This is a genomic window from Streptomyces sp. NPDC001709, from assembly GCF_053596375.1.
In genome coordinates, this window is record NZ_JBSFGB010000031.1 from 71,488 (window position 1) to 97,524 (window position 26,037).

Here is a 26,037-nt window from a genome sequence, read left to right on the forward strand (position 1 = left end):
AGGCCGGAAGCCTTGCGCGGGCTAGGTTGCGGGGCATGGCGAACCACTCTGAGCAGTACCTGGAGTTCTGGCGAGAACGGCACCTGTGCACCCTGACGACGCTCCGGCCCGACGGCAGCCCGCACGTGGTGCCCGTAGGGGTGACGTACGACGCGGAGGCCGGGCTGGCCAGGGTGATCACCAACGGGACCAGCGCGAAGGTGCGGCATGTGCGCGCGGCCGGAGCCGAGGGCGCCCGGGTGGCGGTGTGCCAGGTGGACGGCCGGCGCTGGGCCACACTGGAAGGGCGCGCCAGGGTACGGACGGAACCTGAACGGGTCGCGGAGGCGGTACGGCGCTATGCCGAGCGCTACGAGCGGACACCCGGGCCGAATCCGGCGCGCGTGGTGATCGAGATAGCGGTGGAACGGGCACTGGGGAACGGCTGAGCAGGCCGAAAACTTTCGGCCACGGTGGAAGCACACCCATACCCCGAAATGTCCCCACAAACTGCAGCGGCGTCACCGTGTTCAGGTCACGGTGACGCCGCTGCGGGGGGAAGCACCTGAGCGATCTTTTACGACGGGGGAATCGCGTCAGGCACTGCGGGGGGTGGCCGAGATGGTCCTCACGTCCTGGCCCGCCGGCTCGGCAAGCCGGTGGTCCCGCTGGTCGAGGTTCACAAAGATCATTCCGTATCGGATGGCACACCGCACCGGCTGGGGCGCGCCACGCGGCTTACGCAGGCACCGGTACGCCCGCACATCCTCTTCGTCGTCCCGCGTCACGACGACCGGCTCCCCGAACACGGTCACCATCAGCGAGTCACCGCTGTGGGGGATGGCGGTGACCAGGTCGATGAAGTGCCAGCCGGAGCGGTAGGCGGTGGCCATTTCGCGGCGGAAGGAGCGATCGTCGGGTGGAGTAGTCACGTCAGCTCCACACACTGTCGTCCGCGCTGACGGGAGTCCCCGTACCGCCGGTCGCACCGGCGGCCGTCAACGACCAGACACTGTCCGCCCGGACGTCGCCTTTCGTACCGGATAGGCCACTCAGAGTTCCGAAGGCCACCACGGCGGAGAAGGCGGCGACAAGCACCGAGCGAAGCATTCTCTTACGCATAGTCGGCTTCGTCCTCACTTGAAGGTCCCCTCTTCCCCCGTCGAATAAGACGATGGCTCATTCGGGCACGTCATGGCCACACAATCAGTGCATCATGTTCCTGCATGTTCAGGACCCTGGGGGGTGGAGATTTGACAGCGAATCGGACCAAACCGACACATCCCCACGCGGTGACCGAGCTGTGCGAGGAAGGAGGGCGACTGTACGCAAACGCGCTGCGCACAGGACGTATCGCCCGCGCGGACGTGGAACCCGCGCCCTGCCTCATGGAGTTCGCCCTACTCCATCCCGATCCCGACGACGCGAACTGGCTGCGCCCGGTTCCTCCGTCGGTCGCCCTGGCCCAGCGGCTCAACCCTATTGAACGCGAAATCACCGAGCGCAGGCGACTGTCGATCGAACTGGCCGACGCGTTCGAGCCGTTCATGGCCCTCAGCACCCAGGGAACGGCCTCCACGCACTCGATCGCCGTGCTGGAAGGGCTCGACCGCATCAACACGGCGCTCGACCTGGCGATCTCACAGTGCCGCAACGAGATGCTCACGGTCCAGCCGAGCGCCCGCCACCCGGAGCGCCGGCTCATCGAGGGGCTGGAACGCGACAAACCGCTGATCGAGCGGGGGGTACGGATCCGGACCCTCTATCAGCACACCGCCAGGTACAGCCCCGAGAGGCTCGCCTATGTGAACCAGTTCGCCGACGGGAAGGCGGAGTACCGCACCATCGACGAGCTGGTGGAGCGCCTCATCATCTGCGACGAGACCGTGGCCTTCATCCCCATACGCGACGACCGGCAGGTGGCCCTGGAACTGCGCCACCCCGGACTCGTCCGGTACCTGGTCAAGATCTTCGAGTTCATGTGGGACCGCGCGGTACCGCTCAGCGCCGGCGCCCCCTACGAAACCGCCCCGGACGGCATCACCGACATCCAGCACTCCATCGCCAAGCTCCTCGTGGAGGGCCACGTCGACGAGGCGATCGCCCGCCGCCTGGGTATGAACGTCCGCACGTGCCGCGCCCACATCGCCAAGCTCGCCACGGCCCTGGGCAGCGGCAGCCGGGCCCAGCTCGGCTACCTCATCGCCCAGTCGGGAATCCTGGACAAGGACGCACCGCGGCCGGACCCCGGCGGCCGCGAGTGAGCCGCGCACGGGGAAGGGCGTCCCGGTGACCGCGCCGCTGCCGGCCTTAGGACCGCGCATCGGGCAGTCCGGCATGCTGGGGCGCCAGGGGGAGGTGAGCCCGTGACGCATCGGGACCACGGGGTCGAGGAGTTGTGTGCCGTCGGCCAGGAGGTGTACGAGCGGGCACTGAGGGAGGGGCGGATACCCGCCGCCGACGCCGTCGACGTGCCCTGTCTGACCGACTTCGGGCTGCTCCACCCCGCCGTGGACGACCTCGGCCGGCTCGAACCGGTGCCGCCCGCCGCGGCCCTGCACCGGCTGCTGCGCGCCTCCGCGGCGCGCGTCGCGGAGGAACGGCGGCGCGAGGACCGGCTGGTGGAGCGGTTCGGGCCGCTGCTGCGGATGGAGAGCCCGCGTGACGACGGTGCCGCAACCCCCACCCTGTGCGTCCTCAGCGGCACGGAACGGATCAACGGGGCCATCAGCGAGGCCATGTCCGAGGCCTCCCGCGAGGTGCTCTGCATCCAGCCCAACGACCACCACCACACCGAGCGCGGGATGGCCGCCCAGGCGGTCGCCTTGGACCGCGACCAGGCCCTGCTCGATCGCGGCGGCCGTATCCGCACCCTCTACCAGCACACCCAGCGCCATGTGCCGCTCGTCATGGCCCGCTATGAGCACCTGCGCGGCGACGCGGAGGCACGCACGCTCGACGAACTGCCGGACCGGTGCATCGTCGTCGACGGTTCTGTGGCCTTCGTCCCGGCCGGCGACGACGGACGGCTCGCCCTGGAGGTGCGCCAGCCGGCCCTGCTGCGGTTCATCGTCACCACCTTCGACCGGCTCTGGCGCCTGGCCACCCCGATGTATCCGCAGGCGGTCCGGCGGCCGTCGCTGGGCGGTGTCACCCCGCGCCAGCGCGACATCGCCGCCCTCCTCGTGGAGGGCCACACCGATGCCGTCATCGCCGACCGCCTCGGCATGAACATCCGCACCGCCCGCCTGCACATCGCCAAGCTCGCCGCCACCCTCGGCAGCGACAGCCGCGCCCAGCTGGGCTATCTCATCGCACGCGCGGGGATTCTTGATCAGGAACCGTGAGCGCGCCAGCCGGCAGCGCGGCGCCGCGGTGGCCGTCCAAGCCGACCTGGGCGATCCGGACGCCCAGCTGGGTACGGCTGGCCGCGCCGAGGGTCTCCGACAGCCGGGCGATGTGGGCGCGGCAGGTGCGCACGCTGATGCCGAGCCGCTCGGCGATCACCGCGTCCTGGTGCCCCTCGGCGAGCAGCGCGGCGATGGACTGCTCGCGGTGCGAGATGCCCTCGATGCCGGTGTCGGGCAGGGGGGCCGTCAGCGGGATGGCGAGGCGCCAGAGCCGCTCGAAGACCGTCACCAGGTATTCGACCAGGGCCGGGTGGCGCAGTTCCAGGGCCATCGTGCGGTCGGCGTTGGCGGGGATGAAGGCCACCGTGCGGTCGAAGAGGATCAGGCGGTCGATCACCTCGTCCAAGGTGCGGGCCTCGACCGTGTCGCCCATCAGTTCCAGGTAGTTGAGCAGCCCCTGCCCGTGCCGGGCCACATGCGTGTACAGGTCGCGCATGCGCACGCCCCGGCCGCGCAGGGCCAGCGCCCGGTGCAGCCCCTCGGTCAGCTCGGCCTCCCGCCGGATGCCGCCGGGCTGCACGGTGAGCACCTCGGTGGTGCACGCCTCGGTCGCCTCGTCCATCGCGGCCTGGATCCGGGAGAGCCCGTCCAGCACCCGGATCGCGCTGCCCTCGGCCGGTGCGGCCAGAGCGCCCAGCTGACGGCCGAGCCCGGCGTACCACTCGAAGGCGGCCACCGCCGAGCCCACCCGCCGCTGGCTCTCGCTGACCTCGTCGTAGACCCCGCGCAGCAGCCGGCTCATGACCTCCTGCGGGGAGGTCGGCACCAGCCAGTCCATGTCGTCCGGGTCCGGGTGCAGCAGGGCCAGTTCCAGCAGACAGGGCACCGGCTCGGCATCAGTGCGCGGCACCCGACCCCGGCGTACCGCCCGGGAATACACGCGATCCCCGGCCGCGCACAGACGGTCGGCGCCATGTGGATGATCCTCCGCCCCGCGCCCGGCCATTGCCCATTTCACCCCCGGTGTGCTGCCACTTCCGCAGCGCAACTATGCGCGGCGCCGACCGGGTCCGCAACACGGCTCCCCCCGACGGGGCCGCCGTAAAACGCGATTATGTCCGGGTATCAGCCACGCTCCGCCCCTCGCATTGCAACAAGCTGATGGTGGTGGGGCGGACGGCGTCACGGCATCGTTGATCCCGCTTCCCCCGGGTGTCCCGGGACACTCGGAGCGGCCCCGGCTCGGCTCCCCCCGCTCGGCCGGGGTCGCGCTTCGCGTCCACGGGGGTGACGCGAAACGTTAGCGCTCCGCTGGGGTGGGGTCGCGATGGGTGGTCGTTCGGGTGCGGCGCCGTTGTGGTTGTTCGCGCAGTTCCTCGCGCCCCTGAGGGTGCTGCTCTTAGGGGCGCGGAGGAACTTTCCCTACTTCAGGCCGAGCGCCGCGCAGGACGCCTTGTACTTGGTCGTGCAGATGTCGGCCACCGTGTAGATGCCGTCCGCGACGACCGTGGACCTGATGTTGCCCTTGGTCAGGGCGACCGGCTGGATCAGCTTGGCCGGGATGCTCTTCTCGGTCGGGCTGTCGACCTTGTCCTGGGTGAGCGCGTCGAACTGGATGTCCTTGCCCTGGACCTTGGCGACGGCCATCTGCGCGGCGGCCTCGGCCTCGTCCGGGTAGGCCTTGTAGACGCTCATGTACTGCTCACCGGCGATGATCCGCTGGACCGCGTCGAGCTCCGCGTCCTGGCCGGTGACCGGGGGCAGGCTCGTGACGCCGGCGGCCTTCAGGGCCTTGATGACGCCGCCGGCCATGCCGTCGTTGGCGGCGTAGACGCCGGCGATGTTGTTCTTGCCGATCGCGCTGATGGCCCTGGCCATCTCCGTCTCGGCGAGCTCCGGCTTCCAGTCCGTGGTGTCGTACGTCGCCGCGATCGTCACCTTGCCGTTCAGCTCGGAGAGCGCGCCCTCCTTGAACTGCTTGGCGTTCGGGTCGGTGGGCGAGCCGTTGACCATGACGACCTTGCTGGAGGTGTCGGCGCTCGACCCGAGGGCCTCCAGCAGGGTGCGGCCCTGCACCTCGCCGACGAGCTCGTTGTCGAAGGAGACGTAGGCGTCGATCGGGCCCTCGGCGAGACGGTCGTAGGCGATGACCGGAATGCCCGCGTCCTTGGCCTTCTTCACCTCGGAGGCGATGGCGTGCGAGTCGACCGCGTCAACCATGATGATGTCGATCTTCTCGTCGATCATCTTCTGCATCTGCGAGGCCTGCCGGCCGGCGTCCGCGTCGGCGTTGGAGTATTCGACCTTGCCGTGCTTGCCGGTGAGTTGGGAGACCTTGTCCCGGATGATGGGGTAGTCGAACTTGTCGTAACGGGTGTTCGCCTTCTCCGGCAGCAGCAGGCCCACCGTGATGTCGTTGCCCTTGCTCGGGCTCGCGCTCGCACTGTCCCCCGTCGCGTCCAGCACGCCACAACCGGCGAGCGAGAGGGTCATCGTGGACGCGGCCACGGATATGGCGATACGACGCATTCGAGGGCTCACTTCAGGTGCGTTCCGGACGTAGGGCTGCTATACGACCCAGGTGTCTGAAAAGACAACGCGGATGCCGTACCCGGCGTCAAGGCGAACTACTTAACGAGATGGCAACATCACCCTCCGCGTAGTCGGTGAAGGCCCGGGAAAATCACGTGAATCCACAGCCAAACGCCCTTTACGGACCCTTCACCGACGTGCGCTTATCGCACACTCGACCGAACAATCCCGGTCACGCGGAGCCGGTCACTCCACCCGAGCGGGCACGACCGGTGTCACCGCGCCCCCGGGTCGTACTTCCGCAGCGACGCCTGGACCTCGGACGCGTAGGGCCCCTCCCACCACGGGATCGTCTCGACCAGGACCGGCTTGGTGCCGGAGGCGAGGACCAGGGCGCGGCCGGGGGGCATGGCGCCGAGGTCGGAGACCTGCAGGACGCGTTCGCGGCGGACGGACTCGCTGACCGTACGGTTGCCGGACCAGCCGTAGGACTCCGACTCACGGCTGGTCTGGTACTCGCGCAGCTCGAACTCGCCCGCCAGCTCGCTGAGGTCCCCCAGGAACCGGGTGTCGGAGACGCCGCCGCCGTAGACGCGGACGTTCGCCGCGGACCACAGCTTCTCCATGCCGCGCTCGCCCCACACCTCGATGCCCTGCGCCCAGGACTGCAGGATCGTCATCAGGATGATGCCGCGCGAGCCGTAGTGCGAGTACAGATCGGGCAGGGCACGCCAGCGGCAGACGTTGGCGGCCTCGTCCAGGACGCCGATCAGGGGCAGCGGGAGACGGCCGCCGCGCTGGGTGGTGGCGTACTCCTCGGCGGCCTCGACCACCGCCACGGTGAGCGCGGTCACCAGCGGGCCCGCGCTGTCGCGCCCCTCGCGGGACAGCGAGTACAGCGTGCCGCCGGTGCGGACGAAGGCGTGTGGGTCGAACTCGGGCGCGCGCGGGTCGTCGGGCGGGGTCACCCAGCGGTTGACCTCGGGGTTGATCAGGCAGGACGCCATCTGCTGGGCCACGCCGTAGATGCCGCTGCGCTGCTTGTCGGGCGCGGTGATGACACCGCTGAGCCCGTCGGCGGCCATGGTGTGCCCGGCGCCGCGCAGAATCCGCTCCGGGGTGTCGTCCTTGGGGTTGGACAGCCAGGTGTAGATCTGGGTGACGGGCGCCTTGGCGCAGGCGGCGGCGAGCAGCAGGTTGGCCAGCAGGTCCTGGCCGGCCGGGTCGAAGAAGGCGTCGGTGGAGGCGTTCGCGTCCCGTGAACCGGACGCGAAGTGGTCGGCCATCTTGCGGGCCTTGGCGACGTCGGTGACGTACGACAGCGGGTTCCACCACCAGCTCGGCGCCTCCGCAGCGACCTGCTGCGGGTCGAAGACCCACACCGGGCCGCGGGCGGCGCGCGGGCCGCGCGTGGCGTCCACGATGTCCCGTTTGTTGGAGGTGACGAGGACGGCACCCGGTCCGTCCAGGATCGCCGGGATCGCCCGCCGGGTGGTCTTGCCGGTGCGCGGCCCCCAGATGTCGACGTGCATGTCCTCGTACGAACCGAACAGCGGCTGGCGGCCCTTGACGGAACGCCCGATGAACACGCCCGGGATCTTCCCCTGCACACCGAGCCGCTCGGCGGTGGCCGCCGCGCCCTTCAGCGTCAGCTTGCCCAGTTCCTCGCCCTTGGCGAGATGCTGGGCGGCGCCGTCGACGTCGGGCTTGTTCCGCATCCGCTGCCGTACGCGGTACACGGCCAGGCCCGCGATCCCGAGGAGCAGGGCCTCACCGGCGGCTACCGCGCTGGCGGCCGAACCCGGCCAGCTGTAGTCGCCCTTGACCATGGCCACGAGGAAGGACAGCGGGTTGGACGGCGGCTCGGGGGCGTGAGTGAACCCGGCCCCCACCTTCGCGGCCAGCCAGGCGCCGCCGACGCCCAGCAGCACGAGCGCGATCAGGACGACGATCTCCGTCGTCCAGTCGTCCTGGGCGCGCGGCTTCTTCTGCTGTTCTGCGGTCACCCGCGGGATCCTTTCTGCGGGGCGAGGTGCGGGGCGAGGACGAAGAGGTCCGGCCGGCCGGACGCCTACGCTCCCTTTTCGTTTCCGTTGCCGTTGCTCTCCACCGGGTCGGTGCCCTTCGGGATCGGCACCCGGTACACGCCGGTGATCTTGTCCTGGACGTCCCAGGTGCTGAACTCGACCGACTTGCCCGGCCGCGGAGCGTGGATGATCTTGTGGCCCTTGGGGTCCCAGACCAGACCGACGTGCCCCGAACGGCCGTTGCCCTCGGGCCGGAAGAAGATCACGTCACCGGGCTGGGCCTGCGAGAGCGGCACCTCGTACTTGCTGAGGTACGGCTGCTGGTCGTAGGTGGTCGAACCGATGTCGATCTTCCCGGCGCTGGCCATGTAGTACGCCCACTCGGTGAAGCTGGAGCAGTCGAAGCTGGTCGGGTTCTGGCCCTGCAGACGCGGGGCGCCGTACACGTACGGCACGCCGATGCCGCGCTGGGCCCAGCCGAGGACGGCCCGCACGACCGGGTCGTCGGAGTCGGGGATGACACCGGAGGCACCGGCGCCGTCCGGGGGGACGTTCGCGCCCTTGCCGCCCGAGGCGCAGTCGGCATACCGGCCGTCGCGGCTCTTGCCGCCGGGGCCGGAGCCGGAGCCGGGGACGGTGCCGTAGTCCGGGTTGGCGGTGACCCGGCCCTTCATCCACTCCACCGGGTCGACCATGCCCGGCCCCTGGTCCTGGCCGGCGACGAACGGGTTGTCGACGCCGGGGACAAGGACCTCCCAGTGCAGGTGCGGGCCGGTGACATTGCCGGTGGCGCCGACCGTGCCGATCAGGTCACCGCGCTTGACGGCCTGGCCCATGGACACCTTGATCGTGGTCTGGTGGGCGTAGAGCGTGATGACGCCGTCGGCGTGCTCGAGCTCGGTCATGTTGCCGTAGGAGCCGCCGGGGCCCGCGTGCACCACCTTGCCGTCGGCCGGGGCGTAGATCGGGGTGCCGGCGGCGGCCACCAGGTCCTGGCCGGTGTGGTAGCCGAGACTCCACATGTTGCCGTTCTGGTGGTACGGGGTGCCGAGCGTGTACGTGCCCTGCTTCATCGGCCACTGCCAGTCCTTGCCGCCGGTGACGGGCTTGGCGAGGGGCATGGCGTACGCGGCCGGGGCCAGGGCGGACTGAATCTTGTCGGTCTTGTCGGTCTTGTCGCCGCCGTCGGGCAGGGCCGGGGTCGACCAGGAACGCGGGGAGGAGGCCTTGATGTTCAGCGCCGTGCCCGGCTGGGCGTCGTTGTCGACCGGCTCGGGGATGTCGGAGTGCTGTCCGAGGGTGGGGAAGGACGGGTTCTTGTCGATCGTGTCCTTCAGGTGCGCGTACCAGCGCTGGATGAGGTCCTTGTCGCCGGTGAGCACCCCGCGGTAGCGGGCGGCCTGGGTCAGGACGACCCGCGGGTAGATGGTGTTGGAGGCGGTCGAGCCCGAGTAGCCGAGGAGCGCCTTCCACGGCTGGGTCTCGGCGTGCAGGGCGTGCAGGTAGTTCGCGGCGGCCCAGGCGGCGTCGTCGATGTTGTACAGGTCCTTCTTGCCGTCGCCGTTGCCGTCGGCGCCGTACTCGCTCCAGGCGGGGTGGCCGAACTGCAGGATGCCCATGTAACCGAGCGAGTTGGCGCCGCCCGGTGCGGCCGAGGGGTCCTGGCCGTACTTGGTCTCCTGGTACATCTGACCGGCGATGAGCGTCCAGTCGAGGCCGTCGTAGCGGGCGGCGGCACGCATGGACGCCAGGATCATCTTCGGCGGGACCTCGTTACGGGCCGTCTCGCTCGGCATGTACATCTTGCCGGCCGGCATGATCGGGTTGGTGGCGGCAGCGTCGCCGGTGTTGCCGGCGTTGGCGTTGTCGCCGTAGTCACCGCAGGCTGCGGCGGCGGCGCCGTTGCCGGTGCCGCCGATCAGGCCCATGAGGATGATGGTCACCAGGGCGATGGCACCGAACGTCAGCAGTCCGCCGCTGCCGCCGAGGATCAGCCACAGCTTGAGACTGCTGTTCCCCTTGCCGTCGCCCTGTCCCCGGCCACCGCCCGAGGACGTGGCCTGCCGGGCTCGCTGGGCGTTCTTGGCCACCTTGGCGGCCTTTCGCGCGGCCGCGAGTACGGCGGGTGCCACCATGGCGGGCTCACTCCCCCGACTCGGCGGAGGCGCCCACGTCACCCAGGCCGAAGACGTTGAACCCGGAGACGAGCCACTGGCCGCCGTCTTCCTTGACGGTCACCAGCCACCGGTTGGACTCCGTGGTGGTGCTGCCGCCCGCGGTACGGGTGGCCGTCACCTTCACCAGGCTGGAGATCGACCGGCCGCTGCCGCGCACCAGGTCGTCGGAGATCACCGCGTCCCGCACGACCTCGGCCGAACCCTTCGACGAGCACCGCCCGGCCTGGCAGGTCGCCCACGCCTTGCCACTGGGCAGGACGGTCGCCTGCTTCATCTGCGGTTCGTCAGTGGTCAGTCGAAGCAGCGGCGCACTCCAGGATCCCGCGCTGCTGCTGTGGTCGTAGGTGTTCAGGCCGGCCATGTACCGCGTCATGAGCGCATGTGCCTTGACCAGTTCGGGCTGCGAGACGATCGGGGTGGCCGCGGCGGCACCCGACTGGCCGCTGTCCGCGCCGGCGGTGCCGCCCTGCCCCTGGTTCGCGGAAGCGGAAGCGGGGGCCGAAGCCGCCGTCCCGCCGCCGCTCGGCTCGTCGTCCCCGTCGAAGACGGTGAACACCGTGAGCACGGCGGCCAGCAGGACGCCGAGCACCGTCAGAGCGAGCAGCGCCGTGCGCCTGTTCTCCGCAGGCAACTCCACCTGTCCGCGCCTCCCTTGTCCTGATTCCGACCGGCGTTACGGCGGATGACCGGGACACGGTAGGGGGGAGGCGGTACGGCAGAGGCTCCCTCTTTCCCGGCGGGAATGGGCCGGGAAAGGGGCGGGAAAGGGTCAGGAAAGGGGGAGGCGCTGCCCGTGGCTCACTCGACGTAGTCGGTGAGGACGCAGCCGTCGACCAGGGCGGGCTGGCTACGGAAGCCGGCCGGCGGGACGAAATTCGGCGAGCAGTTGATACCCAGCGTTCCGGCCCGTACGAGAGCTTCGCGGGCACCGCTGCGCGCATTGAGTTCGACGGCGAAGTTCTGGCCGATGTAGTAGCGGGTGTGGGTGTCGCCATCCGATCGCTGGTGCTTCTTGTAGGCGGCCTGGAAGGCGGCCATGTCGTCGACGAGTATCAGCTTGTGCTCCTCCTCGTTCGAGAGATCGCCAGAGCAGGACGCGCGCTCCTTGATGGAGAAGGCCTTGTCGGTGGCTGCGATCTTGGCCTCCTCGCCACTGCCGTCGCTTTCGCCGTCGATGTCGGCGAAGATGTCGTCCTTGTCGCGGCTGAGGCCGTCGCACTGGGTGGCGGACTTGACGAGCTTCACCACCCCGTCCATGTCGGCGACCTTGACCAGCCCGGTCACCGCGGTCTTGCCGTTCCCGTCCGCCCCGGGGTCCGCCGAGCCGCCGAACGGCGCGCCGCTCGCCGCCGCGTTGCCACCACCACCCTGCCCCGTGCCGCCGTCACCTCCGCAGGCGACGGCCGTGGAGGCGAGGCCGAGGACGAGTGCGGCCGTGGCGAGTGGTCGGACGTTGCGCATGAGGGTGTTCTGCTTTCGTTGGTTCCGGTCATGGGTTGTACCGACGGCGGCTCGGTGCGGGGGGGCGAAGACCGTCACTCCGGCCGGGCAGCGACCGGCAGCGGGTCGAACGGGTAGGCCGTGTGACCGTCCTTCGGCGAACACGCCGCGAACGGGCCGTTGTCGGGGTCCATCAGGACCCGCAGATGCGGGTCCGCGTGGTGCAGCCACCACGTGGACATGCCGAGCGCCGGGTCCTGGCGCAGATGCTCCCAGGCGAGCCAGAGCGCGGACAGCCGGGCACCGGCCTCGGGGTGCTCCCACCAGGTGGGGCACCAGGTGGCCGAGGAGCCGTTGACACGGCGGCGGATCATCTGGGCGAGGTAGTCGGAGACGAAGGCGTAGACGTCCGGGAAGTAGAACTGCGGCTCTTCCTCGGCCTGTTCGGCGGCTGTGGTCATCGCTCCACTCCCGCGGGCTGCTGCTCGGGCATCGGGGGCGGCAGGGTGAGGGCCGCGGCCGGGTTGAGGACGCCGTGACCGGCGGTGGGGCCGCGGGGGGCGGCGGGGCGGGCGACGGGGCGGACGTCGACGCCGGGGAGGAACTCGTTCACGGCGGCACGCTGCGGAGCGGTCGGCTTGGCGTTCAACTCCTCGTACGAGTCGGCCAGTTGCAGCCGCGAGAGTGCGGCCTGGTGGCTTTCGCGCAGCCTTTCCGGTACGTCGACGCCGCCGAGCCTGGCCGCGAACTCCTTCGGGGACTTCTCGGGGTTGAAGTCCTCCATGAGCACCTGCGCCCGCATCGCGTCGTCGGCGATCAACGCGTCGATCTCCGGCGGAAGATGCTCATGCCGCGGGGCGGGCAGCGGGAACTTGATGTTGTCCTTGCCGACCTGCTCGTGCGCGAGAAGACGCGGGAGTTCGTCCTTGCCGAGGACGGAGAACGCGGCGACGTCCGTGGCGAAGGCGACGACCGGTCCCTGGGCGGCCTCGGCGTAGCGCTGGGAGACGGTGGACCAGACCTCGGGGGCGAGGGCGTTCACCGCCTCCTTGTCGAGCCCGTAGTCCCGGACGAGGGCGTCCTTCACATGGTCGTTCCAGAGCTGGTACGAGTCGAGCCGGCTCCCGGCCGGGGTGTCCTCCAGCACCTGCAAGCCACGAGAGCTGCCGCACGCCTGCGCCAGGTAGCGGTGCCCGATCGGCTCGGGCGCCCCCTCGGGCTGGGACATGTACGACCAGAAGGCCCGGACCTCGCCGCGGTCCTCGCGGGTGACGGACTCCGTGCCCGCCACGTCCCGCACGTAGGACATCAGGTCCGGCACGTCACGGCCCTGGGCATGCGCCGCCCGCCAGTCCCCGTAGATGCGCTGGGCGACCGCTTCGCCCGCCTCCTGCGACTGGGGCTCGGCTTGACGGTAGGCATGCTGCCGGGCCACGGCCTCGGCGATCTCCTCCCCGCTGGGAGGGGAGTCGAAGCTCACCCAGCGCCCCCGTCCGCCGTGGCCGCGCGGGCCGTCAGACAGATCATCGACCCGCCCGGCAGGTCCTGCGTCCAGGTCGGGAACGACACCGACTGGTCCAGGATGAACGCGGCCCCGTCCGCGCTCCGGGGTGCCCAGTAGGCCAGCCGGTACGGGCTGCGCTTGCTCAGCCGGGACTCCCGGTCCCGCCAGAACGCGGGGGCCGGCGGCTCCGGGAAGTCCTCGGCGTCCCAGGACCCCGTCCACACCGGAGCGCCGAGCGCGCTCACAGCCGCGTCGAGATAGGCGGGCCACGCCGCGTCGGCGCCGCTCAGCACCGAGCCGTTGTCGGCCGCCTCGCCGGCCCGCACCTCCCAGGCGTCATAGCGCACACCGGTCACGGGAACCCACTGCCCGTTCGAGGAAAGCGTCAGCTCTCCCCCGCTCCGCCCCCGCACCACCAGCTGCCGGTCGAACGTCAGCGGCTCCCAGCCGTACCGTCCGCACCACTCCCGCAACGCGTACTCGCTCTGCGGCGGCCCCGCCCACACGGAGGCCCAGTCCACCTCCCGCAGCACGGTCAGCTCGGCGGCGAGATCCTGCGGGGTGCGTCCCGTCGTCTCCGTCAGCATGGGCTTCCTCTCGGTCGGATGGGCGGATGATCAGGTCAGGACGATACCGAGCAACAGCAGACCCACCACGATCGCGCCCATCACGATCCGGGCCGTCGGATCCTCGCGTTCCCACAGGTCGTGGACGACCGCCCACCCGGTCAGCCGGGCCGCGCGACCGCTCTGGAGGCGAGCGGCCAGGGCCTGCTCCTCCTCGTCCTGTTGCTCGGCCCTCTCCTCCGGCTCCGGTTCCGCGTCCAGCCCCACGGGCAGGCCCTGCTGCTCCTGGGCCACCAGAACCATCGGCTCCAGCAGGCCGGGAATCGTGTTCGGGGTCAGGGGATAGGCGACGATGCCGTAGGGAGTCTCCAGGCACAGGCGGGACTGCCACGGGTCGCCGGGCTCGTAACCGTCGATCCACGCCCGGCTCGCCTGCACTGCCTGCGGAGGGGCCACGTGCCCGTTCTGGTCGCTCAACTCTCGTCCTTCGCCGGGGCCATGGGTCCTCAGTTCCTGTGCGGGGCACGCCGTCTGGACTGCCCCGCGCATTGTGGGCCGAGCGCCCGCCCGGACCGCCATTCCCCTTCCCGAGGAGTCCCCGGTGCTGTTCCCGGCCGCTTTCCCGAAACGCGACGCGCCGGGAATTCCCCTGCTCCCGACGGGAATCGGCCACGGCTCGAAATGACGTGTCTTTGCCACACTGCCAGCGCACCTGGCCGGGCCAGGGCCCGTCGCGCGGCGCCGTCGCGCCCGCCCAGGCGGACGGGTAACCGACTCGCTGGAGTAACCGACTCGATGACAGACCAGAACAGCTCTGCTGGCGCGGTCGGCGCAGGCCAGCCTTCCGGGCAGCCCGGGTCCTTCGGTCCTCCGCAAGCCGCGCAGCAGGAGCAGGTCCCGCAGCAGGCGCACATCCCGCAGCAGGGGTGGCCGGCCCAGGGGCAGCAGCAGCCTCAGCAGCTCTCCTCGGAGGCGGCCCGGGCACAGGTGGCCGCAGCCTGGGTGCGCAGCCAGCCCCGGGTCGGCCAGGCCGCCGTACCGGCCCTGCCGCCGCGGGAGACCGCCCCGCGGACCGAGTCGAAGAAGGAGAAGCGGGAGCGGGAGCGGGCGGCTCGCAAGGCCGCGTACGAGCAGAAGAAGGCGGCGAAGCAGGAGCGCAAGAAAGGCACCTCGAAGCCGGCGCCCACCGCCCCTGCCCCTTCCACCGCCACCGCACCGGCAGCCGCAGCTGCACCCGCGACCACCGCCGCACCGGCACCGGCGCCGGCGCCCACACCGGCGACTCCCGCCGTTCCCGCGCCGGTCTCTGCCACGAACCCGTCCGCGGCCGAGCCCTCGGCCGGTGCACCCGCCTCGGTAGCCGCACCGCCCTCCACGTCCGCCCCCGCCTCGACGCCCACGCCCGCCTCCGGAGCCGAGGCTCCCTCCGCCGCCGGCGCCAAGGCTGCCTCCCCCGCCCGCACCTTCGACGTCCCCAAGCCCGGTGGCCGTATCCCCTCCGGCGGATCCGGTGGACGCCGTACGCATGTCGCCCTGCGCGCCACGCTGCTGGTCACCACCTGTGTGCTGGCCCTCGGCTCGTGCAGCGTCATGGGTCTGATGGTCGGCGTGTCGTCCCGGACGAGCAGCGCCGCGCTGGACGCGTCGGACGCCGCCCGGTACCGGCTCACCGACTTCCCGGTCCAGCAGGCGGCGAGCTTCGCCGAGCAGTACGCGTCGCTGTGCCTGACGTACTCCCCGGAGCAGGACTCCGAGCGGCGTGCCAAGCTCGCCCAGTACGCCTCCGCCGGTGTCGATCCCGAGTGCGGCTGGAACGGCGAGGGCAGCAGCAGGGCCCTGTCCGCCACCTGGGACGGCACCGTGGAGGAGCTGCCCGAGTACGGCGACCACGGGCGCTACCTGGGCATACAGGTCCGTACGGCGGACGGCGCACTCACCGAGCTGACCGTCCCGGTCTACGTCAAGGACCTCAAGGGCGGCGAGGGCATGCGCATCGCCGGCGACGTCGGCCAGATGCCGCTGCCCGCCCGCGCGGACGTGCCGGAGGTCAACCAGAACCACGAGGTCACGGACGAGAAGCTCGCGGACCAGCTCAAGAGCCAGGTGCTGCCCGGCTACTTCACGGCCTGGGGAGCCTCGGACGCCACCGCCATGGCCCGCTTCACCACGCCCGACGCGACGCTCCCGGCGACCTCGGGGCTGGCCGGCCGGCTGTCGAAGCCGAAGGTCACCGAGGTCGTCGCGCTGGTCCCGGACAATGTGCAGGGCAACACCCCCTACACCTACCCGACGGGCCAGAACGTCCAGCTGCGCGTGGTCGTCGACTGGGGCGATCCGCAGGGACAGACGGTGAGCCGCGCCTACCGGATGACCGTGGTGGACACCGCCCAGGGCTGGTTCATCAAGGACATCCGCGGCGGCGTGCTCGACCCGCAGGGCGGCCGGGCCGACAGCGACCGGAGCGGCTCCACCGACTCGCCCGGCTCATCCGACTCGTCCGACTCGTCCGGGTCGGACGGCTCCGCCGACAGCACGCCGTCGGCCTCCGGCTCCCCGTCCCCGACCGGCTCGGGCACGACCGTCCAGTCGTCCAAGGGCAAGCGGCACCGCGCGCACTGACGCCTTCCGCCCCCGCTCAGCCCTGTACCCAACGCCAGCATCCGAGAGGAAACACCGTGTACCTTGCAGCCAGCTCCCTGGACGACATGTTCGGACGGATCGAGACGATCCTCCGCGACGCGGGAACGATGGTCGCCGTCATCGCCCTGCTCATCCTCGGCATCCGCATGCTCCTGTCGATGAAGCGCGGTGACGGCATGCGCGAGGCGTTCCAGGGCTTCGGTCTGATCGCCCTCGCCGCGCTGATCATCGGCGGCGCCACCGGCCTCGCCGGCCTGCTCATCGACCTCGGCGGCCAGATCGGCGGCGGCAAGGGCAACTGAGCCCTCGCCGGCCAGAGCAGCAGCCAGAGCAGCAGTAAGGGGAGTTCATGAGTCAGGACGCTCCGGAGCCGCTGGTCGCGTACGACCACACCGACCTGGTCAACCGGCCCAAGCGCATCTGGAACTGGGGCAACATCCCCCTGCCGGGACTGCTGCTGCCCGCGCTGGGCGCGGCCTTCGGCTTCGGGCTGCTCTGGCTCGTCGCCCTGTTCTCGCTGGCGGCGTTCCTGCCCTTCCTGGGCATGTCGATCTGGACGTCGCTGCTGTACTTCGGGCCGCCGATCGCCGTCTACTTCGTCTGGGGCCGGCCCCTGCCCTCGGCGCTCACCCTGAGCCAGCAGCTGGTGGTGTGGGCCGACTGGTGGTGGCAGCCCAAGCGGCTGCAGGGCCTGGCCGCGGACCGGGAGCCGGAACAGCTGCACTGGCAGGTGATCCTGTGGGCTCCCGGCTCCCCGCGCTGGCAGGCCCGCTACGACGCGGCCCGCCGGTCCGCCGCCGAGCGCGGCACGGCGTTCTCCGCCCGCTCCTGACCGACCGATACACGTCTACTACTGCTACTACCGCTACTACCGCTAGGTGACCCCATGTTCATGCTGATCCTCCTGGGCGGTGCCGTCGCCTTCTTCGTGGTCGCCATGATCATGGCTGCCTCGTCGGGCAAGAAGCGGCAGAGCGGCAACGGCGGCCCCGCCGCGGCCCGTTCCCGGCAGGCGCAGTCCGCGTCCGCCCGCCGCGAGGACCTGCGGCTGCCCTACCGCTACGCCGACGACATGATCTTCGTGCACGGCGACTCGGTGTGGACGGGCCTGGTCCTGCCCAACGCGATCGACGAGTACCTGAACGCCACCGAGCTGCAGGCGATGGCCGAGGGTCCGCCGCGCGGTCTGCTCAACCTGGCCCGCGGCGACCGCAACGTCGAGTGCCACTACCGCAAGGTCTACCAGCCGATCACCGCGCTGACCTGGGCGGAGGACCTCAACGCGGTCGCCTGGGACCCGACCGAGAACTACAAGGCGTACAACCTGCGCAAGGCCGAGTACCAGGAACGCATCGGCGCCAAGCGGGAGCGCAACATCCTGCTGGTCAAGCTGGGCTCGCTTAAGCGCAGCAGCGGCTCCACCGGCGTCCTGCGCCAGGACGCCGAGCCGTACGACGAGCCCGGCCTGCTCCGGGGTGTGCGCGGCGCCGCCGACCGCGCGGCGGCCACCGCGACGGGCGTCGCCGACGAGCAGCTGTCCCCGTCCGTCCTCGCCGAGTGGTCCCAGGTCGCCGTCGAGGTCCACGAGAGCCTGGAGAACCTCAAAGGCACCCCGCTCACCCGTGAGGAACTGGTCTGGCTGATCCGCAAGCCGCTCCACGGCGACCTCCCGGTCCCGCCGGAGCCGGTGCTCGGTTCGCGCGCCTGGGGCCCCGACCAGTTCGACCTGGTCGTCGACTTCTCCGGCGAGAACCGCAAGACCCACATCGTGCTGCACCAGTACGACGAGATCACCGGCGAACGGCAGACCAGCTACACCACGACCCTGGTCGCCGCCAACTGGCCCGCCGAGACCCGCTTCCGCCAGTCCACGGCTTGGGCCCGCTACGCCGCACAGCACGTCGACTTCCCCGTCGAGATCGACATGCGGTTCACCCTCATCCCGTACCCGAAGTTCAAGGACCGCGCGGACAAGATCCGCGGCAACCTCGTGGACGAGATGAACGACATGGCCAACTCGGGCCGTACGCCCGACACCAAGCTGGCCAACCAGGTCACCCGTGCCCAGGAGCTCGTCGACGACATCGAGGAGCACAAGATGCCGGGCATGGAGGCGCAGATCCGCTTCACGATCTCGGCGCCGGACGTGAAGGAGCTGGAGCGGCGCCGGCGCGTGCTGGAGATGCAGTTCAAGCAGGACCTGAAGGTCACCCTGCTGCGTCCCACCCGTCAGCAGTGGCGCCTGCTCCAGTCCCAACTCCCCGGTGACGCACCCAAGCTCCCGATCGCGCCCTACATCCGGCTCCAGGAGGTCGAGCAGCTCGGCGCCGGACTGCCCACGGCAGGCACCGAGTTGGGCGACAACCCGGAGACCCGCTCCGGCCGGCGCCTGGGCTGGGTCGGCAACCTGGTCGGCTGGGCGGGCAAGATGCCGGTCCACTACTCGCTGCACGTCGGCCCGGCCCGCAACGACGGCGGTGGCCTCGCCATCGTCGGCGCGTCGGGCGGTGGCAAGTCCTCCCTCGCCCTGCAGAAGTTCTACGAGGAGTCGGAGTCGGGCGTCCGCTGCCTGGTCATCGACCCGAAGACCGACTTCGCCCAGATGTGCTACTACCTGGCCTTCGGCTCCCAGGTGAACGACCCCGCCTTCGCGGCGGACGCCGAGACGGGTGTCCTCGGCACCCCGGCCAGCCGTTTCCAGCCGGTCAACCGGGAGTTCTGGGCGGAGACGGAGGTCGTGGACCTCCTCAAGGGCCAGGCGGGCGTGCTCGACCCCTGGGTCATCGCCCGGGACGTGCCGGCGGGCCGGCTGCTGGCCGAGTCGATGCTGCGCGGCTTCCTCGGCGACGAGGACTACCAGCGGGTCCGCCTCCCCGTCATCGAGGCGATGGCGGCGGTCGTCGGCCGCTACAACTCCGCGATCCGCCAGGCCGTAGAGCAGGGCCTGTCCGCCCGCGACGCCGAACTGCGCGTACCGCGGCCCACGTTGTGGCAGGTGGTCGACGAGGTCGTGGAGTCGTACGACCACGCCGTCACGACCGGCGACCGCGAGGCCGCGAAGGACCTGAAGCTCGCCCAGATGCTGCTGACCGAGCTGCGCACGCTCCCCTACGCCCGGCTGGCGTTCGCGGAGAAGCCGCAGCCGCTGAGCAGCATGCGCAAGCGCCGTACGGTCATCACCCTGCGTGGCTTCCAGTCCCCGGCGGCCTCCGACCCGCGCAACTGGAACCCGGCCGAACGCCTCGCCGCCACCGCGCTGATGGCGGTCGTGGAGCTCGGCAGTCAGATGCTGGACGTCGGCTACGAGAAGAACCCGGTGACCGGCGAGGTCGGCCTGCGCCCCAAGGCGCTGTTCGTGGACGAGGCGTACGTCGTCACCGCCACCGAGGCGGGCCGCGACCTGATGCGCCGCGCGCTCAAGCAGGGCCGCTCCTACCTCGCGGTGACCGTCCTGATCACCCAGCAGGCCATCGACCTGGTGCAGATCGAGGACTCCGAGGCCCGCAGCGGCGGCGCCAACCAGATCCACACGGTGTTCGCGTTCAAGCAGAAGTCGGCCCAGGAGGCCTCTCTGGTCGCACCGCTCCTCGGCCGCCCCGAGGACGACCCCAAGGTCATCGCCGCCCTCCAGGAACTGCGCACCGGTGTCTGCCTCCAGCGCGACGCCGACCGACGGGTGGGCACGGTCGCCGTCGACCTGGTCTTCAAGGAGATACTCGCCGCGACCGACACCAACGGCACCACCCGCCCGGCCCGCCAGAGCATCGACCCGTCGCCGAGCGTGTGGCAGTGGACTTTCCTCCAGGAGGCGCAGGAGGACCCGGCGGCCACCGCCACGGAGCCCGAGCCCGACCTCGCCGCCCAGCCTGCGTGACGGCCCACACCCACCAGCACCCGAGGAACAGGACAGGCATCATGCGTATGACCCGAGCACTCGCAATCGGCGCCGGCATCGTCGCCCTGACGGCGACGGCGGGGTGCGGAGGCGGCGACAAGAAGTCCGGCTCCGGCCTGCCCGAGGCGAAGGACATCGCGTCCGTCGCGTCCTACGTGAACAAGTACACCTCCTGCACGGGCGTGACGGAGGGCGACAAGTACGACAACGTCCACGTCGGTGAGAACGAGTCATGGGGCACGGAGGAGGCCAAGGACCCGTCCTGGGGCATCAAGGAACGCGCTGTCTGCAAGGGCGCGTCCGGCGATGCCATCACTCTGCTCATCACCCCTGACATGCAGAAGTTCCAGTCCGCGGTCAAGAAGAACAACGAAAAGGTCTTGGTCGGCCAGGACTTCGCGGTCATCCCGGTCGGCAAGGAAGCGATCCGCGGCCTGACGAAGTCCGACCTCAGGTTCCTGACCTGCGATCCGGGCTTCTCGGTGCCGAGCGGCTACAAGAAGGAGCCCGCACTCGTCGGCGGCTGCGTTATGAGCAATTACTTCCCCGTCTGACCCGAAGCCCGCTCCTGCTTCCCTCCCCGTCCCCCGCGTCCCCGAAGGATTACAGATGCCCTCGCGCACCACGCTGCACCGCGCCATAGGCAAGGCAGGTGTGGTGGTCCGTGCCGTCCTCTTCCTGGCACTGACGCTGACGGCGCTCGTTCTCGCCGTACCGTCGTCGGCGTACGCGGACTTCTCGTGCGACTTCACCGGGGACGACAGCTACCAGCTGGACACGCCGGGTTCGAACGGCGAGTCCATGTTCGCGGCCACCGCCCAGTGGGAGAAGGGCAACCAGGCGGGTTCGCTCACCGACCCCAGCGGAACGGTCACCGGCGCGGTCCGGATGCCGCTCGGCGCCGACCAGTACACGATCTACGAACTCGACGCCATGCGCGGCCTGAACTGGTCGCAGACGTTCAAGGGCCGAGGCGACGCCTCCGAGCGCAACGGCTCCGTCGGCAGCGGCGCCGACAGCTGCTCCGTCATGGCCTACGTCAACAACGGCATCGCGAACTCCATCTTCGACGGCACCAAGATCCTCACGCGCGCGGCCATCTCCATCAAGGAGTCCGCGTCGAACCCCAGCCCGCTCTCCGGCCTCTACGAAGGCCGGGACAGCGTCGTCGCGTCCCTGAAGAAGAACGTCCTGCAGCCCGCCGTGCCGGTCATGATCCTGCTGGTCGGCCTGTGGGTGTTCACCAAGTGGCGCAAGGGCGACATGCGCGAGGTGTGGGCGGGCATCTCCTGGTCCGCGCTCACGGTCATCGCGGTCACCGCGTTTCTGACCGGCGGCAACTACGACCGGGTCGTCAGCAGCGCCGACTCCTATATCGCCGAGGCCAATTCAGCGCTCACCGAGGCGGTGCTCAGTGGGACCAGCGGCCGCATGCAGCCGCCATGCGACCTGCCTGGCAACGCCTACAACCGCGGACTGCGCATCTCCAGCTGCGCGATGTACGACACCCTCGCCTTCCGGCCCTGGGCCCTGGGCCAGTTCGGCGACCCGGGCAAGAACTGCATCTTCAAGAACGACGGCGGGAAGATCGAGGGCGGCGCCTGCGTCCCGAAGGAGGCGAGCGCGACCTGTGAGTGGGGACGCGGCGCCCGATGCGAGGACCTGCGGGTGCGTCAGCTCGTGGCCCAGTCCGTCACCAACAAGGAGGCCTTCGACAAGAAGCAGGTCGACAAGATGATGCTCCGGTGGACGCCCATCCGCCGGGAGATCGCGGGCGGCTACGACAAGGGCGACGACGTATCCGACAAGAACATCTACCCGGTCGCCTTCAACGACTGGGCCGGCAAGAACGCCGGGAACCGCGTGGGTCTCGCGTTCTACTCGGTCATCGCCGCGCTCATCGTCGGCCTGATGGTCATCGTGCTCAGCGCCCTCACCCTGCTCTGGCACGCCGTGACGTTGATCCTGGTGATCCTGCTGCCGCTGGTGGCCACGCTCGGCATCCACCCCTCCCAGCAGAAACTGATGAAGAGCTGGCTGGAGACGTTCATCCACAGCTTCGTGCTGCGGGCGGGCTTCGGCGTCATCCTCAGCGTGCTGCTGGTCCTCTACCAGATGATCCTTCCGGCCAAGGTCGCCCTCGGCACCCAGCTGCTTCTGCTGCTCCTGGTCACCATCGCCATCGTGATGATGCTGAAGAAGCTGCTCAGCGGTAACTTCACCCCGCAGATCGCGGGCGGCGAGGACGCGCTCGGCATCCGGGACACCGCTGACTCCGCCTTCGGCAAGGCGGCCGCGATGGCACCGGGGCTCGCCATGGCCACCGCCCGCACCGGCGGCCGGGTCGCGGGCACCGGCGCCAAGGGAGCGGTACGCGGCGGCTCCTGGGCGATCGACAAGGTGGCCTTCAAGGGCAAGGGCCGTGAGAAGCTCCAGAGCTGGGGCGTGCTGGGCCAGTCGAAGCGGGAGCAGCGGCAGGCGGCGTACCAGCAGGCGAAGAACGCGCGCACGGCGTACGCGGAGAAGGCGGACCGGCCGGAACCCGAGGAGCGGAAGGCCCCGCCGGAGGCGGCGCCGGCCCCGCGCCGCGGACGCCGCGTCAGCTCCGCCACGGGCCGGCCGGCCCCGCAGTCCACGGCCCCCCAGCCCACGGCGCCGGTCGAGCACCAGCCCGCGCCGGCACCCCAGGCGCACCCGCAGCCGCAATCGCAGCCACGGCCACAGCTGCACCCACAGCCCCAGTCACAGCCCCGGCCGCATCCGCAGCCCCAGCCCCGGCCGCCCGCGCCCCGGGTGCCGGCACCGGAGCCCCCGGCCGCGCCGCGACCGCCGGCGCCCACACCGCCGAGGGACCCCCGCAACCCCAACGGCCGCGTCTGACCCTGCCCGCGCGCCGTTCCCGCCCCCGTACCGAGGAGCCGCCCGATGCCCGCCCTGACCGCCGACCGCACGCCCGACCAGCTGGTCGCGGAGTTGCACCGGCTCGTCGAAGTGGACTGGTCCGCGATCTGGGCCGGGGTCCCCGACGAGGCGGAGCAGCGCAGGCGGTGGTGCGCGGGCTTCGGCTGGCACCCGCTGTGGTTCGAGGCCGGTCAGTGGGTCCGTACCCCGCTGGGCGGCCGGCTCCGGCTGGCCTCGGTGGCCCTCGGTCGCCCGGTGACCCGGGTCGAGCACACCGTGTGGTCGGTGCGGGCGGACTCGGCGGCGGAGAACGGCCCGGTGATGGCCCTCGCGGCCCGCAGATGGCCCAGCTGCCTCACCGTCGCCCAGTCGGTCCTGGGCCCGCCCGCGTGGAGCGGCGACCCGGACACGGCCGGCTTCCCGGAGCCGCCCGGCCCCGGGTACTGGGGGGACGGCGAGTGGCGCGCGGAGCACCGGGACCCCTACCGGCTGGCCGTGTGGTCCTTCCGTACGCCCGGAGCGCCGCTGTTCGTGCTCAGCACGAGGCTGTCACCGGGCATGGCCGCAGGCTGGGGCCCCGGCAGTGCGACGATCTCTCTCGCCTGCCACGGGCCGGCCGACGCGGCGGACGACGGGGTGGGCTGGCTGTTGTGACGACGAGAGAGACGAGGAACTGACCGTGGGAATCGCATCGGGCCGACCGCCCCGCTCTCCCCAGGAGCTGGTCACCGAGCTGCGCGGGCTCGCAGACGTGGACTGGCCGACCGTGTGGGCGGGACCGCCGTACCCGGGCCACGGGCTGGAGATGTGGTGCGCCCAGTTCGGCTGGACGCCCACGAGTTTCGAGCGGGTTCTTCAGGTGCGCACCGACACGGGCGGCGACTTCACGCTGAACAACGTCGGGGGCACCTGGGCACCTGTCACACACCTGAGCCACTGGCTGTGGGGAGCGCACGCGGAGACCGTCGAGGACAACCCTGAGCTGCTGTCGGAGGCGGTGCGTGTCTGGCCCGTATACCTGACGGCGGCGACCGCGGTCCTGGGCGAGCCGACCTGGGAGGGCGCCTGGGATGCCGAGGACTTCCCCGGGAACCTCGGCGGCTACGACGTCGGATCGCGCGACGACCGGTGGGAGCAGCAGGATCCGTACCGCCTGGCGTACTGGATGCCTCAGGAGGCCACGGCCCCCATGGTGATCATGGAGACCTCCCTCAAGGCCGACACCGTCGGCCCCTCTCCTCGTCGCGGCGCCGCCAACCTGGCCGTGGAGTTCTATCCCCGTCCCGTCGAGATCGGAGGACTGTGAGCCCTCAGCCGATACCCAAGTACATCGAACGTCTCGCCCTGAAGATCGCCCAGGAGGAGGCCGAGCGGGCTCGGCAGGCGAACACCAGGGACGGAGCACGGGCGATCGCCCGTCGCGTGGAGGCCGAGGCCGAGGCCGCCGGCTTCGGCTCGGCCAAGGAGTACGTCGAGGCTCTGACCAAGGACTCGAAGGGCGTGACACCTCCCGAGGGGACGAGCCCGACAAGTGCCTTCTGGTCGCACGGCGTCGAGCACCCGGACGCGCCGCCGAACTGGAAGGGCGAGCACTTCCTCGACAACCGGTACATCGCCGAGGCCTGGGCCAGGACGCAGAACGCGCGGCATGCCGGTTCGGCACAGACGCTGGAGACGACCGAAGCGGGTCGTCGTCTGAACGCGATGTACCTCTTCGAGGACAGAGTCCTCAAGGAGCTCGGTGGCGCAGACGAGGGCTTCACCTACGACTGGGCCCGCGCTGTCTGGGGCAGCCTCTCCGGAACCTACGCGAAAGCCGCCGAAGGCCCCGCGGTCGTCTTCGCCCAGACCGCCCACACCCGCTCGATCCTCTACAACACGGAGCTGCCCGCCCTCCAGGCCAACCCGCAGGTCGGCCTGGACGGCATCCACTTCGCCTACACCCCGCCCGGCGGCTGGTCGCAGGAGGCGAAGGAGGAACTCGGCGCCGACGCCGTACGCGCGCAGCTTCAGGTGGACGACCCCACCCTTGCGCACTACGTCGACCCGAAGACCTACGCGCAGCAGGAGCCCGCCGTACGGCAGGCCGCCGTCGAGGCCTCCTGTGCTGCGGTGGCGGCCGAACGGACCCCCGCGGAGCCGACGGCGAAGGCCGAGGCGCCGGCACCGAAGCCCGCAGCGTCCGTCCCGGTATGGCAACTGGGGTTCAAGCCCGTTCCCACCGCGCTCAGGACCGGGCCCGCCGGACCGGCCGTCACACCCCCGGCCCCACCCGCGCCCGCCCTCGGCAAGGAGTCCGCGGAAACGGGGCTCGGATGACCGGCAGACCACAGTCGGCGATCCGCCGCTTCCTCGGCCAGGACAAGAACGACACCTGGGCAGTCCGTCTCCTGCCTCGTATCGTCTTCGGCCTGGCCGCCGTCTACACGCTCCTCACGCTCGCGGCGCGCAGCGGCTCCTCCTTCATCACGGTCGTGGCACTGGTGGTGCTGGGCACGATCGTCTGGCTGCTGCGCCGCCGTACACAGCTTCTGCTCGCACTCGCATCGAGCGTCCTGACGGCCGCGCTGGTGGGCTACTTCTCCGCCGTCGGCGAGAACGCGCGCGGCACGGCGAGCGCCGTCCTCACCGGCCAGGCCGTCTTCGGCTACTGGGCGCTCTCCGGGATGGCGCTGCTCGGTGCGTGGATGGTGAAGGAGCACCCGGGGCGGCGGGGCGTGACCGTGGTGCTGGCGGATGTGACGCTGGTCATCGCCTCCGTCGTCGGGATGTTCGCGCCGGAGGCCGGCGTCCCGACCGGGTTCCTCGGCCTTCTCTCGGTGCTGGCGCTGCGCGGCGGAACGGCGAAGACGCTGCTCACGCGGCTGCGCGGGGTGTCCGCTACGAAGCCGGGTGACAAGGTGAAGACGCGGACAGGCAGTTGAGGCCGTTGTGAATGTTTCGTCGCGTCACTGTCTCAGCTCTATACGCGATTTGCAGATGCGTTGCACGGGTTTTGCACCGTGCTTTAAAGTCCCCCACGCTCA

The 26,037-nt window shown here is 70.6% G+C and carries 24 protein-coding genes; 13 read left to right on the forward strand and 11 right to left on the reverse strand.

Annotation, left to right across the window (positions count from 1 at the left end; translation table 11 throughout):
- Positions 1–35 precede the first annotated feature (35 nt).
- A complete protein-coding gene (locus ACWC0C_RS35135; protein WP_449199476.1) occupies positions 36–428 on the forward strand; it encodes a pyridoxamine 5'-phosphate oxidase family protein in 393 nt (130 codons plus the stop codon).
- Positions 429–575: 147 nt separating this feature from the next.
- On the opposite strand, the gene ACWC0C_RS35140 is transcribed toward ACWC0C_RS35135, so the two are convergent.
- A complete protein-coding gene (locus ACWC0C_RS35140) occupies positions 576–911 on the reverse strand; it encodes a hypothetical protein (protein WP_449199477.1) in 336 nt (111 codons plus the stop codon).
- Positions 912–1,205: 294 nt separating this feature from the next.
- Here ACWC0C_RS35140 and ACWC0C_RS35145 point away from each other — a divergent pair, with 294 nt between their 5' ends.
- Positions 1,206–2,243: a helix-turn-helix transcriptional regulator gene (locus tag ACWC0C_RS35145; RefSeq protein ID WP_449199478.1), complete on the forward strand. Its 1,038-nt coding sequence runs from the start codon at positions 1,206–1,208 to the stop codon at positions 2,241–2,243.
- Between the two features lie 102 nt (positions 2,244–2,345).
- Complete coding sequence (locus tag ACWC0C_RS35150; RefSeq protein WP_450868244.1) at positions 2,346–3,326, forward strand: helix-turn-helix transcriptional regulator; 981 nt, start codon at positions 2,346–2,348, stop codon at positions 3,324–3,326.
- Here the strand turns inward: ACWC0C_RS35150 and ACWC0C_RS35155 are convergent.
- The 10 genes from ACWC0C_RS35155 to ACWC0C_RS35200 all read right to left on the reverse strand — a co-directional run bounded on the left by ACWC0C_RS35155 (position 3,289) and on the right by ACWC0C_RS35200 (position 14,052).
- Positions 3,289–4,335 carry a LuxR C-terminal-related transcriptional regulator gene (locus tag ACWC0C_RS35155; RefSeq protein ID WP_449199480.1) on the reverse strand — a complete coding sequence of 349 codons (1,047 nt, stop codon included), beginning with the start codon at positions 4,333–4,335 and terminating at the stop codon, positions 3,289–3,291. The two genes, ACWC0C_RS35150 and ACWC0C_RS35155, sit on opposite strands and share 38 nt — an antisense overlap.
- A 416-nt stretch (positions 4,336–4,751) precedes the next feature.
- The gene (locus ACWC0C_RS35160) at positions 4,752–5,858 is read right to left on the reverse strand and encodes a sugar ABC transporter substrate-binding protein (RefSeq protein ID WP_450868246.1); all 1,107 of its coding nucleotides are present in this window, start codon (positions 5,856–5,858) and stop codon (positions 4,752–4,754) included.
- Positions 5,859–6,136: 278 nt separating this feature from the next.
- On the reverse strand, positions 6,137–7,867 hold the full coding sequence (locus ACWC0C_RS35165; RefSeq protein ID WP_450868248.1) for a type IV secretory system conjugative DNA transfer family protein: 1,731 nt from the start codon (positions 7,865–7,867) through the stop codon (positions 6,137–6,139).
- A 65-nt stretch (positions 7,868–7,932) separates the two neighbouring features.
- Complete coding sequence (locus ACWC0C_RS35170; RefSeq protein ID WP_450868250.1) at positions 7,933–10,023, reverse strand: peptidoglycan DD-metalloendopeptidase family protein; 2,091 nt, start codon at positions 10,021–10,023, stop codon at positions 7,933–7,935.
- Between the two features lie 7 nt (positions 10,024–10,030).
- Positions 10,031–10,702 carry a hypothetical protein gene (locus ACWC0C_RS35175; protein ID WP_450868252.1) on the reverse strand — a complete coding sequence of 224 codons (672 nt, stop codon included), beginning with the start codon at positions 10,700–10,702 and terminating at the stop codon, positions 10,031–10,033.
- A 161-nt stretch (positions 10,703–10,863) separates the two neighbouring features.
- Positions 10,864–11,526, reverse strand: coding sequence for a hypothetical protein (locus ACWC0C_RS35180; protein WP_450868254.1), 663 nt, complete (start codon positions 11,524–11,526; stop codon positions 10,864–10,866).
- Positions 11,527–11,600: 74 nt separating this feature from the next.
- Positions 11,601–11,966 carry a DUF4913 domain-containing protein gene (locus tag ACWC0C_RS35185; RefSeq protein ID WP_450868256.1) on the reverse strand — a complete coding sequence of 122 codons (366 nt, stop codon included), beginning with the start codon at positions 11,964–11,966 and terminating at the stop codon, positions 11,601–11,603.
- On the reverse strand, positions 11,963–12,985 hold the full coding sequence (locus ACWC0C_RS35190) for a hypothetical protein (RefSeq protein WP_449199487.1): 1,023 nt from the start codon (positions 12,983–12,985) through the stop codon (positions 11,963–11,965). Before ACWC0C_RS35190 ends, ACWC0C_RS35185 begins: the two co-directional genes overlap by 4 nt.
- Positions 12,982–13,596 (reverse strand): hypothetical protein, encoded by a 615-nt coding sequence (locus ACWC0C_RS35195; protein ID WP_450868258.1) that lies wholly within the window; start codon positions 13,594–13,596, stop codon positions 12,982–12,984. The genes ACWC0C_RS35190 and ACWC0C_RS35195 overlap by 4 nt, the downstream gene beginning before the upstream one ends.
- Positions 13,597–13,626: 30 nt before the next feature.
- Entirely contained in the window at positions 13,627–14,052 is a 426-nt protein-coding gene (locus tag ACWC0C_RS35200) for a hypothetical protein (protein WP_449199489.1), read from the reverse strand.
- Between the two features lie 318 nt (positions 14,053–14,370).
- Between ACWC0C_RS35200 and ACWC0C_RS35205 the strand changes: the two genes are divergently transcribed.
- The 10 genes from ACWC0C_RS35205 to ACWC0C_RS35250 are packed head-to-tail and all read left to right on the forward strand — an operon-like array spanning position 14,371 to position 25,935.
- Positions 14,371–16,194 (forward strand): conjugal transfer protein, encoded by a 1,824-nt coding sequence (locus ACWC0C_RS35205; protein WP_450868260.1) that lies wholly within the window; start codon positions 14,371–14,373, stop codon positions 16,192–16,194.
- Between the two features lie 56 nt (positions 16,195–16,250).
- Entirely contained in the window at positions 16,251–16,517 is a 267-nt protein-coding gene (locus tag ACWC0C_RS35210; protein WP_449199491.1) for a hypothetical protein, read from the forward strand.
- 47 nt (positions 16,518–16,564) lie between these two features.
- Entirely contained in the window at positions 16,565–17,047 is a 483-nt protein-coding gene (locus ACWC0C_RS35215) for a hypothetical protein (protein ID WP_449199492.1), read from the forward strand.
- Between the two features lie 54 nt (positions 17,048–17,101).
- Positions 17,102–20,089, forward strand: coding sequence for an ATP-binding protein (locus ACWC0C_RS35220; RefSeq protein ID WP_449199493.1), 2,988 nt, complete (start codon positions 17,102–17,104; stop codon positions 20,087–20,089).
- A gap of 41 nt (positions 20,090–20,130) precedes the next feature.
- Positions 20,131–20,664 carry a hypothetical protein gene (locus tag ACWC0C_RS35225; protein WP_450868263.1) on the forward strand — a complete coding sequence of 178 codons (534 nt, stop codon included), beginning with the start codon at positions 20,131–20,133 and terminating at the stop codon, positions 20,662–20,664.
- A gap of 55 nt (positions 20,665–20,719) precedes the next feature.
- Complete coding sequence (locus ACWC0C_RS35230) at positions 20,720–22,990, forward strand: hypothetical protein (RefSeq protein ID WP_450868265.1); 2,271 nt, start codon at positions 20,720–20,722, stop codon at positions 22,988–22,990.
- 45 nt (positions 22,991–23,035) lie between these two features.
- Positions 23,036–23,665: a hypothetical protein gene (locus tag ACWC0C_RS35235; RefSeq protein WP_449199496.1), complete on the forward strand. Its 630-nt coding sequence runs from the start codon at positions 23,036–23,038 to the stop codon at positions 23,663–23,665.
- A gap of 25 nt (positions 23,666–23,690) precedes the next feature.
- On the forward strand, positions 23,691–24,317 hold the full coding sequence (locus tag ACWC0C_RS35240; RefSeq protein WP_450868266.1) for a hypothetical protein: 627 nt from the start codon (positions 23,691–23,693) through the stop codon (positions 24,315–24,317).
- Positions 24,314–25,330 carry a hypothetical protein gene (locus ACWC0C_RS35245; RefSeq protein WP_450868268.1) on the forward strand — a complete coding sequence of 339 codons (1,017 nt, stop codon included), beginning with the start codon at positions 24,314–24,316 and terminating at the stop codon, positions 25,328–25,330. The genes ACWC0C_RS35240 and ACWC0C_RS35245 overlap by 4 nt, the downstream gene beginning before the upstream one ends.
- The gene (locus ACWC0C_RS35250; RefSeq protein ID WP_450868270.1) at positions 25,327–25,935 is read left to right on the forward strand and encodes a hypothetical protein; all 609 of its coding nucleotides are present in this window, start codon (positions 25,327–25,329) and stop codon (positions 25,933–25,935) included. Before ACWC0C_RS35245 ends, ACWC0C_RS35250 begins: the two co-directional genes overlap by 4 nt.
- Positions 25,936–26,037 lie beyond the last annotated feature (102 nt).